Annotated in this window: 7 protein-coding genes; 4 read left to right on the forward strand and 3 right to left on the reverse strand. The window is 75.2% G+C overall.

Going from position 1 to position 9,041, the window contains the following annotated elements:
• Nucleotides 1-471 precede the first annotated feature (471 nt).
• Entirely contained in the window at nt 472-1,722 is a 1,251-nt protein-coding gene (locus D476_RS0126425) for a glycosyltransferase (RefSeq protein WP_017626910.1), read from the forward strand.
• Here the strand turns inward: D476_RS0126425 and D476_RS0126430 are convergent.
• The 3 genes from D476_RS0126430 to D476_RS0126440 form a co-directional block, all read right to left on the reverse strand.
• The gene (locus tag D476_RS0126430) at nt 1,680-2,573 is read right to left on the reverse strand and encodes a DMT family transporter (protein ID WP_017626911.1); all 894 of its coding nucleotides are present in this window, start codon (nt 2,571-2,573) and stop codon (nt 1,680-1,682) included. The two genes, D476_RS0126425 and D476_RS0126430, sit on opposite strands and share 43 nt — an antisense overlap.
• A gap of 882 nt (nt 2,574-3,455) precedes the next feature.
• Complete coding sequence (locus D476_RS0126435) at nt 3,456-4,886, reverse strand: sensor histidine kinase (RefSeq protein ID WP_017626912.1); 1,431 nt, start codon at nt 4,884-4,886, stop codon at nt 3,456-3,458.
• Nucleotides 4,887-4,890: 4 nt separating this feature from the next.
• Nucleotides 4,891-5,613 carry a response regulator transcription factor gene (locus tag D476_RS0126440; RefSeq protein ID WP_026123874.1) on the reverse strand — a complete coding sequence of 241 codons (723 nt, stop codon included), beginning with the start codon at nt 5,611-5,613 and terminating at the stop codon, nt 4,891-4,893.
• 208 nt (nt 5,614-5,821) lie between these two features.
• Here D476_RS0126440 and D476_RS0126445 point away from each other — a divergent pair, with 208 nt between their 5' ends.
• The 3 genes from D476_RS0126445 (at nt 5,822) to D476_RS0126455 (ending at nt 9,009) form a co-directional block, all read left to right on the forward strand.
• Complete coding sequence (locus D476_RS0126445; RefSeq protein ID WP_017626914.1) at nt 5,822-6,745, forward strand: universal stress protein; 924 nt, start codon at nt 5,822-5,824, stop codon at nt 6,743-6,745.
• A 446-nt stretch (nt 6,746-7,191) separates the two neighbouring features.
• Entirely contained in the window at nt 7,192-8,181 is a 990-nt protein-coding gene (locus tag D476_RS0126450; RefSeq protein ID WP_017626915.1) for an NADPH:quinone oxidoreductase family protein, read from the forward strand.
• Nucleotides 8,182-8,223: 42 nt separating this feature from the next.
• A complete protein-coding gene (locus tag D476_RS0126455; RefSeq protein ID WP_017626916.1) occupies nt 8,224-9,009 on the forward strand; it encodes an SDR family oxidoreductase in 786 nt (261 codons plus the stop codon).
• Nucleotides 9,010-9,041: the final 32 nt, after the last annotated feature.

Here is a 9,041-nt window from a genome sequence, read left to right on the forward strand (position 1 = left end):
TGCAGGGGAGACGGACGGCGGCGGCGCGAGCGGGGCACCGGCTCAGCCGCCGCCTCCCGGAGGGCCCCCGTCGCTTGGTCGCCGTCCGAACATCGAATGACGAAAGTGCGAGCGGAAAACGAAGGTTCGGCCGATCTGTCGCCCCTCGTGAAACTTTTTCCCCGTGCTGTGCGTTTGACCTCTCGGAAGGGGGCGATAACCCCTTCCACGGGGGTACGGCCGGATTCGGCCGTCGGCGGCGACCTGCGGATTCCTTCCTCATCCGCAGTCGCCGCCCACTGTTTTCCACGGGTTCGCCGTGAATGCCCGCCGGCGCGGGTAAACACTCGGCAACATGGACGCCGAACCGGGACCGCGCGGCGGACCGCCCGGAGTATCGTCCCCGGGACCACCCGGGTTCCGGCCGTCCTGGCGGCCAGGGGCCCGGTCCGTCCGGCATGCGCGACCGCGCACACCCCCAGGAGGGCCGAGATGGCCGCACCCGCTTCCGCCGCCACCCGTGAGCGGCCTCCCCAACCCCGCCCCGAGCGCCTGCGCGTGCTCATCGGCACCGACACCTACCCGCCCGACGTCAACGGCGCCGCCTACTTCACCGCCCGCCTCGCCCGCGGCCTGGCCGCGCGCGGGCACGATGTGCACGTGGTGTGCCAGTCCCCGGACGGTCCCCCGCACACCGCCCGCGTGGACGGGGTCGTGGAGCACCGGCTGCGCTCGATGTCCTCACTGGTCCACGAGACCGTGCGGCTCGCCCTGCCGCCGGGCGCCCCCGGCCACCTCGACCGGCTGATCCGGCGGGTGCGCCCGGACGCGGTGCACGTGCAGAACCACTTCGTCGTCGGCCGCCTGCTGATGGCCGCCGCACGGCGGCACCGGGTGCCGGTCGTGGCCACCAACCACTTCATGCCGGAGAACCTGTTCAACTACCTGTTCGTGCCCGAGGCGCTGCGCCGCCCCGTCGGCCGCATGGCCTGGCGCGACTTCTGCCGGGCGCTGCAGGGGGCCGAGCACGTCACCACGCCCACCCCCACCGCCGCCCAGCTCCTCCTCGACCAGGGCTTCGCCCGCCCGGTGGAGGCCGTCTCCTGCGGCATCGACCTGCGCCGCTTCCACCCGCCCGCCGACGGCGCGCCGCGTGCGGCCCTGCGGGAACGGCTCGGCATCCCCGACCGGCCCACCTTCGCCTTCGTCGGCCGCCTCGACGAGGAGAAGCGCATCGGCGACCTGGTCCGCGCGGTGCGGCGGACCACCGTCGACGGGGCGCAGCTCGTGCTGGCCGGGACGGGCGCCCAGCGGGGCGCCCTGGAGCGCCTGGCCGAGGAGGAGGGCGTGGCCGACCGGGTGTGCTTCCTGGGCTTCGTGCCGCACGCGGACCTGCCGCTGGTGTACCGGGCGGCGGACGTGTTCGCGATCGCCGGGATAGCGGAGCTGCAGTCCATCGCCACCCTGGAGGCGATGGCCAGCGGGCTGCCGGTGGTGGCCGCCGAGGCGATGGCCCTGCCGCACCTGGTGGAGCAGGGCCGCAACGGCTACCTCTACGAGCCGGGAAGCTCCGACGACCTCGCCAAGTACCTGAGCGCCATCCTCGCCTCGCCTGAGGAGCGGGCCCGGATGGGGGCGGAGAGCCGCGCGATGGCCGCCCGGCACGACCACGAGCGCTCGCTGGACCGCTTCGAGCGGATCTACGCCGACGTGGCGCTGAGGTCGTCGCTGCGCGGCGGCTGACCGGTCCGTGCGGGCTGCTGCGGGCCGGAGGCGCGGGCCAGGGTCACCACGCCCACGGCGCCCAGCACCGCCGCCCCGGCCGCGACCACGGCGTGCGCCGGGTCGGTGGGAAGCCGCTCGCCGAAGTAGGCCACGCCGATGAAGGTGGCCGCGATCGGGTCGCTGAGCATCAGGGTGGCGTAGGCCAGGGTGAAGTGGTCGGTGCGGTAGGCGTTCTGCATGATCAGGCCGCCGGTGAGGCCGATGCCGACGGCGACCATGGTCATGGGCTGCAGCGCGGCGAACGGGTCGGACAGCGCGGCGATGCCGATCACCCGGCCGAAGGCCGAGGTGGCGGCGTAGGCGATGCCGCTGGCCAGGGCGAAGGATCCGGCGCGCAGGGCGCCGCGCCGGGTGCGCCCCACCGCCACGCACAGCGCCATGGCGCCGACCGCGATCACGGCGATCTCGGACAGGCCCATCGCGTCGGGGGTGCGGCCCTGCGCGTGCGGGACGGTGGTCAGGAGCCCGGCCAGGGCGATGCTGACCGCCAACGACCCCAGGACCTGCGCGGGGCTGGGGCGGCGCCGCCGGAAGACGGCGGAGAGCACGACGGCGAACAGCAGGCCGGTGATGCCGATCGGCTGGATCACCACCAGGGGCGCCTGGGTGAGCGCCCACAGGTGCGCGACGATGCCGCCCATCGTCAGGAGGGTGCCGAGCCACCACAGGGGCATGCGCAGCAGCGCGCGCAGCAGGGCGAGCTGTCCGATGCCGCGGATGGGGGCGGTCAGCAGCGCACGGTCGTGCACGGCGGCGCCGGCGGCGACGGAGAACGCCCCGGACAGCGCCGCGGCGACGGCCCACGTCATCGATCCCGCCCTTCGTGTCCAGGTGCTCGCGTGGCGCGCGGCGCCCGCCCGGGGAGGGGGTTCCCACCGCGGGTCTGCGTCGTATCGCCCTTCACCGCCCTCGCCGCCGGGATGGACCTCGGGGGTCTGGGGCGGGGGACGCCGTGCAGACGAGGGCGTGTCGAGATTACTGCAGAGCATGGATCTACGTGTGCACGAAGGGGACGGATCGCGTCCGGAGGCGGTGCGTACCCGTGCCGCTCCCTGCGGGGCTTCGGGGCGCCCGACGGTTCGCCGGTTCCGGACATGCCGGGGCGGCCGCCCGAGCGCGGGGGAGTGATATGCGCGACATTCGCCGGGTGCCGGGGAGCGGGCGCGGCCGCCGATGGCGGTCACGCCTTCGACGCGATCGCGTCCTGCGGAGCGGTGTGACCGATTTCGGGTCGGCATCTCCATGAGCACCGAGCGGCTGGCGGGCACGGGCGCTCGTGTTCGGACGGCATCGGAGGGTTCCACCACTCCGGCGGACGCGGCCCTCGGAGCGCGTTCACCCGGAGAAGGGCTGGTTCTGTCAGGCCAGGTCAGCATGGTCGTCGTGGCGTCGGGCCCGTCCTGTTCCGTTCCGGGTGTGAGGCGGGACCCGGTCACACGTCCCGGAGCGCTGCCGCGGGCAGGCGGGCAGCCGGGCACCCCCCCCGAGACGCTGTGCGACCGGGGCCCGCCGGCCGGGTCCGAAGGTGGGCCCGGACCGGCCCAGAGCCGGGACGACTGCGCCGACCTGGCCGGACGCACACGCACTGGTCGGACACAGACGGCACCGCGTCGACGGCCGCGGCCGCCGATGGCGGTCACGCCCGTCGGAGGTCCCTCGGACGGAGGTCCCTCGGACGCCGTCCCCGTCCCTCAGCGCTCCACGGTGGGCAGGGTGAATCCGATGACGGCCCCGCCCCCCTCGCGGTTGGCGGCGAACACCGTCCCCCCGTGGGCGTGCACGATCTCCTTGACCATGGACAGGCCCAGCCCGGACCCCGGCAGCGCGCGGGCGGCGTCCGACCGGTAGAACCGCTCGAAGACGTGGTCCACCTCCTCCGGGGCGATCCCCGGGCCCCGGTCGCGTACCTCCACCCGGCCGTCCCGGACCACGATCTCGATGGGCCCGCCGCTCTCCGCGTCGAACTTCGCCGCGTTCTCCACCGGGTTGGACAGCGCGCGCTCCAGCGCCGTCGGGCGCCCGTGCACCATGCTCCCGTCCGCGTCGACCGCCACCTCCCGGCCCGTCCGCCGCCGGGTCCGGTCGGCCACCCGCTCGGCCAGCGGCCCCAGCTCCACGTCCGCGGCCGCCTCGTCCTCGCGGGTCCCGGTCGCCAGCTGCACCAGCTCGTCGACGAGCTTGGACAGCTCCCGCGTCTCCCCCTGCAGGTCGTCCACGAGCCGCTGCTGGGCGTCGGGTCCCAGCCGGTCGAACGCGCGCATCACGCTGACGTTGGTGCGCAGGCTGGTCAGCGGGGTGCGCAGCTCGTGCGAGGCGTTCTGAACCAGGCGCCGTTGCTCGGCCTCGGCCCCCGCCAGCCGGGTCAGCATCGCGTTGAACGCCCGGCCGAGGCGTCCGACCTCGTCCGGGGACGCGCCGCCCTCCGGCGCCACCAGGTCCAGCCGCCCCGTCGTGCGCACCTGCTCGGCGGTGTCGGTCAGGCGCACCAGCCGCTTGGTGACCCGCCGCGCCAGCAGCCACCCGGCCCCGGCGGCGACCACCAGCACGCCCACGCCCGCCACCGCGATCTGCAGTGCGAGCACGTCCAGCATCCGCTCCATCGGGGAGAGCCGCTGGCCGATCTGGACCGCGCCGCGGCCCCCGCCCAGGGAGACCGTGGCGATCCGGTAGTCCTCCCCGTTCGCGCTGTCCTCGCGGGTGTGCACCAGCCCGGCCTTCTGCTCCGCCGCCACCGCCCGGTCGTCGTCGCGCACGGGCAGCACCTCGATCGACCGGTCGGCCCCGATCGGGACGGCCACCGACCCGCTGGCGGTCACCCCCTGGTAGGTGAAGTCGTCCGAGTGCAGGAAGGTGAGGGTCTGCCCCGCGTTCAGCTCGGCCGTGGGGCGGCTGACGTCGGCGGCCAGGCGCTCGGCGGTGGCCTGGAACTGGTCCCGGGCGTCGGTGCGGATGAGTACCGACGCCGTGCTGTAGGCCAGGGTGCCGGTGAGCAGGCTGGCGGCCGCGGCGACCACGGCGAAGGCCACCGCGAACTTGGTGCCCAGCCGCCACCGCTCCGGCGACGCCGCGTGCCGGGCGATCACCGCCGCGCGCCGCCTGAGCACCGCCAGCCGCTCGCGCATCTCCTCAGCCCTCCTGGGGGCGCAGCGTGTAGCCGACCCCGCGCACGGTCTGGATCAGCGGCGGCGCGTCCGGCGCGTCCAGCTTGCGCCGCAGGTAGCTGATGTAGACGGCGAGGTTCTTGGAGTCCGGCCCGAAGTCGTACCCCCAGATGCGGTCGTAGATGGTGGGGTGGTCGAGCACGATCCCCGCGTTGCGCGCCAGCAGCTCCAGCAGGTCGAACTCGGTCTTGGACAGCTCCACCTCGCGCCCCGCCCGCCACACGCGCCGCGCCGCCGGGTCCAGCCGCAGGTCGCCGACCTGAAGGACCGGTTCGGGGCGCTCGCCGTCGTCGGCGGAGGCGGGGGCGGCGCGGCGCAGCAGCGCCCGGATGCGCGCCATCAGCTCGTCCAGCTCGAACGGCTTGGGCAGGTAGTCGTCGGCGCCCGCGTCGAGCCCGGCCACCCGGTCGGAGGTCTCCACCCGCGCGGTCAGCATGAGGATGGGCCGCCGGTCGCCCTCGGCGCGCAGCACCCGGGTCACGCCCAGCCCGTCGACCCCGGGCATCATCACGTCGAGCACCAGCAGGTCCACCGGTTCGGCGTGCGCGGCGGTGAGCGCCTGCACGCCGTCCTCGGCGGTCAGGACCTCGTAGCCCTCCAGCATGAGGGCGCGTTCCAGGGACTCGCGGATGGCGCGGTCGTCGTCGGCGAGGAGCACGCGACCGGCGGGGGCACTGGCGGACGTCATGGAGGACATGGTCGCCCATCCGGGTGAGACGACGGTAAGAGGACACGGCCGCCGTCGCCGCGGTGAGCAGGAAGGGTGACGGACGGGACAGCCTTCGGCCCGGCTGCCCCGGGGCCTGCCGGGGTAGGTACCGGGGTGGCCGCCCGCGCCGGCGGCGCGGGCGGCCGGGCAGGACCCGACCGGCTCGACGGAGAGCGAGGCAGGCGATATGGACACCGGAGAGGACCCGCGCTGGGTGGTCGTCGGTGTGGACGGTTCCGACTCCAGCCGGTACGCGCTGGAATGGTCGGCCAATCAGGCGATGACCTACGGACTCGGCGTCCGCATCGTCACCGCCGTGTGGCCGCCGGATTCCGAGGGGCCGTTCGGTGAGCTGATCCGCAGGGGCGGGGACGGCGGCGACGGGGACGGCGAGGAGTCGCCGCGGCAGCACGATGCCCGCGCGCTGCTGGCGTACGCCCGGGACTGGGTGCTGCGGCTGTTCCCGGAGCTGTCGGTGGAGACCCGTGAGGTGGAGGAGCGTCCGGCGCAGGCCCTGTTGGAGGCCGCGTCGGAGCCCGCGGTGGCCTGCGTGGTCGTGGGGTCGCGCGGGCTCGGCGGGCTCGCTTCGGCCTTCGTGGGATCGGTGGGGGTGGAGCTGGCGGCCAAGTCGCCGGTGCCCACGGTGGTGCTGCCCAAGCACCACGAGACCGCCGAGGGGCGGCGCGGGCGGATCGTCGTGGGCGTGGACGGCTCCGAGACCGGCGGGCGGGCGCTGGAGTTCGCGTTCCGCCAGGCCGAGCGGAGCGGGTCGGAGGTCGTGGCGATCTGCGCCTGGCAGCCGATGGCGGCGTTCGCCTCGTCGGTGGGGCCGGTGCCGCCGGAGGCCTTCGACGACGAGGCGGTGGAGGCGGCGGCGCGGCGTACAGCCGAGGCCGCCATTCAGGACCTGCGCGCCCGGCACCCCAAGGTGGTGGTGGACGTGCGCACGGTGCGGGCGCACCCGGTGGTGGCCCTGCTGGAGGAGGCGTCCCCGGCCGACCTGATCGTCGTGGGTTCACGGGGCAGGGGCGGCTTCCGGGGCCTGCTGCTGGGCTCGGTGAGCCAATCCGTCCTCCACGGCGCGCACGGCCCGGTGGTCGTGGTCCGCTGACGCCGACCGGTCGACTGGCCGACCGGCTGACCGGGGCGGTGGGGGCGGCGGCCCGGCGGGTACTCCGCTCACCGGCATCGGCCGCCCGGCGGGTCGGCGGGTCGGCGGAGAGCGAGGCAGCGGGCGGCGATGACGGACGTCGGTGGCCCTACCTGCAGCGAGGGCTGCCGACCTCCGTCGTCGCCGCCCCTCCGCCTCACACTCTGGGGGCCGGTTCAGCCCGGCCGGGGCCCATGAGCGGGGTATCCGCTGACCGCCGCCCGTCAGGGCGGCCCCCACGCGCCGGATGGCCGACGGAGCCGCCGAGTGGGCCCCTTCCCTTCGCGGCAGCCCTCCGGTTGACTTGCGGGCGTCTTCCGACCCTTGACCGCGTGCCCGGGGGCGCGGTTCACTGGCCGTCGACGATTACCGACCGGTTGGTATCTACGGAGATGGCGGAGGCGGCAGTGAAGGCGTTGCGCGTACACGGTCCCGGCGAGCCCGCGGACGTCCTGCAGGTGGAGGACACCCCCCGCCCTGAGCCGGCGGAAGGACAGGTCCTCGTCCGCGTGCGCTCCGCCGCGGTCAACTTCCCCGACGCCCTGCTGTGCCGCGGCACCTACCAGGTCAAGCCCGATCCGCCCTTCACCCCGGGCGTGGAGCTGTGCGCCGAGGTCGTCCAGGCGGGCCCCGGAACCGACGCCCCGCCCCCCGGCACCCGCGTCCTCGGCGGTGCCGCCCTCCCCGACGGGGCCTTCGCCGAGTACGCCCTCATGCCCGCCGACGCGGTCTTCCCCGCCCCCGACGCCCTCGGCGACGACGAGGCCGCCTCCCTGTTCATCGGCTACCAGACCGGCTGGTTCGCCCTGCACCGCCGCGCCGCCCTGCAGCCCGGCGAGACCGTCCTGGTGCACGCCGCCGCCGGAGGCGTGGGCAGCGCCGCCGTCCAGCTCGCCAAGGCCGCGGGCGCCCGGGTCATCGGCGTGGCCGGGGGCCCGGACAAGGCCCGCGTCGCCGCTGAGCTGGGCGCCGACGTCGTGGTCGACCGGCGCGCGGAGGACTTCGTCGAGGTCGTCAAGGCCGAGACCGGCGGACGCGGCGCCGACGTGGTCTTCGACCCGGTCGGCGGCGACTCCTTCGCCCGCTCCACCAAGTGCATCGCCTTCGAGGGCCGGATCGTGATCATCGGCTTCGCCTCCGGGACCATCCCCGAGCAGGCGCTCAACCACGTGCTGATCAAGAACTACTCGCTGCTGGGCCTGCACTGGGGCCTGTACCAGCGCCGCGCGCCCGAGCTGATCCCCGAGGCCCACCGCCGCCTCACCGAGCTCGCCGACAAGGGCCTGGTCAAGCCGCTGGTGAGCGAGCGCGTCGGGTTCGGCGGCCTGGCCGACGGGGTGCAGCGGCTCGCCGACGGATCGACCGTCGGCCGCCTGGTCTTCGCCCCCTCCGCCTGACCCCCGCCGCCCGGCCGCCGACCACGCCCCCGAGGAGCCCCCGTGCCCGGACCCTTCTCCGTCCCCGGAACCAACGCGGTCGTCACCGGCGCCGCCGGAGGCATCGGCCGCGCCGTCGCCGCCCGGCTGCTCGCCGACGGCGCGGCGCACGTCGTCATCGCCGACCGGGACGCCGATCGCGCCCGCGCGGCCGCCGACGAACTCGGCCCCAACGCCTCCTGGGAGGCGTTCGACGTCGCCGACGAGTCGGCCGTCGCCGCCGCCGTCGACCGCGTCTGGGACCGGGTCGGGCCGATCGACCTGTGGTGCTCCAACGCCGGTGTCGGCGCGGGCGTGGGCCTGGGCGACGATGCCGAATGGGACCTGTCCTGGCGGGTGCACGTCATGGCGCACGTGTATGCGGCGCGCGCCCTGTTCCCGAGAATGGCGGGCCGCGGCGGCCACTTCATGGTGACCGCGTCCGCCGCCGGGCTGCTGACCAACCTCGACACCGCCCCCTACACGGTGACCAAGCACGGTGCGGTGGCACTGGCCGAGTGGCTGGCCATCCGCCACGCCGACGACGGCATCGGGGTGTCGTGCCTGTGCCCTCAGGGGGTGAACACCGCCATGACCGCCGGGGATGGGGCCTCGGCCTCCACCCGCCTGGGCGGGGAGTACCTGGAGCCGGAGGACGTCGCCCAGGCCGTGGCGGCGGCCCTGCGCGACGGGCGGTTCCTGATCCTGCCCCACCCCGAGGCCGCCGACTACGAACTCCGCCGCGCCCAGGACCGGGACCGCTGGCTCAAGGGCATGCGCAAGGCCTGGGCCAAGCTCAAAGGGGCGTGAGAGGGGGGGCGGGCCGGAGGCGCGGAGCGCCT

It is taken from the genome of Nocardiopsis chromatogenes YIM 90109, assembly GCF_000341185.1.
GTDB lineage: Bacteria > Actinomycetota > Actinomycetes > Streptosporangiales > Streptosporangiaceae > Nocardiopsis_A > Nocardiopsis_A chromatogenes.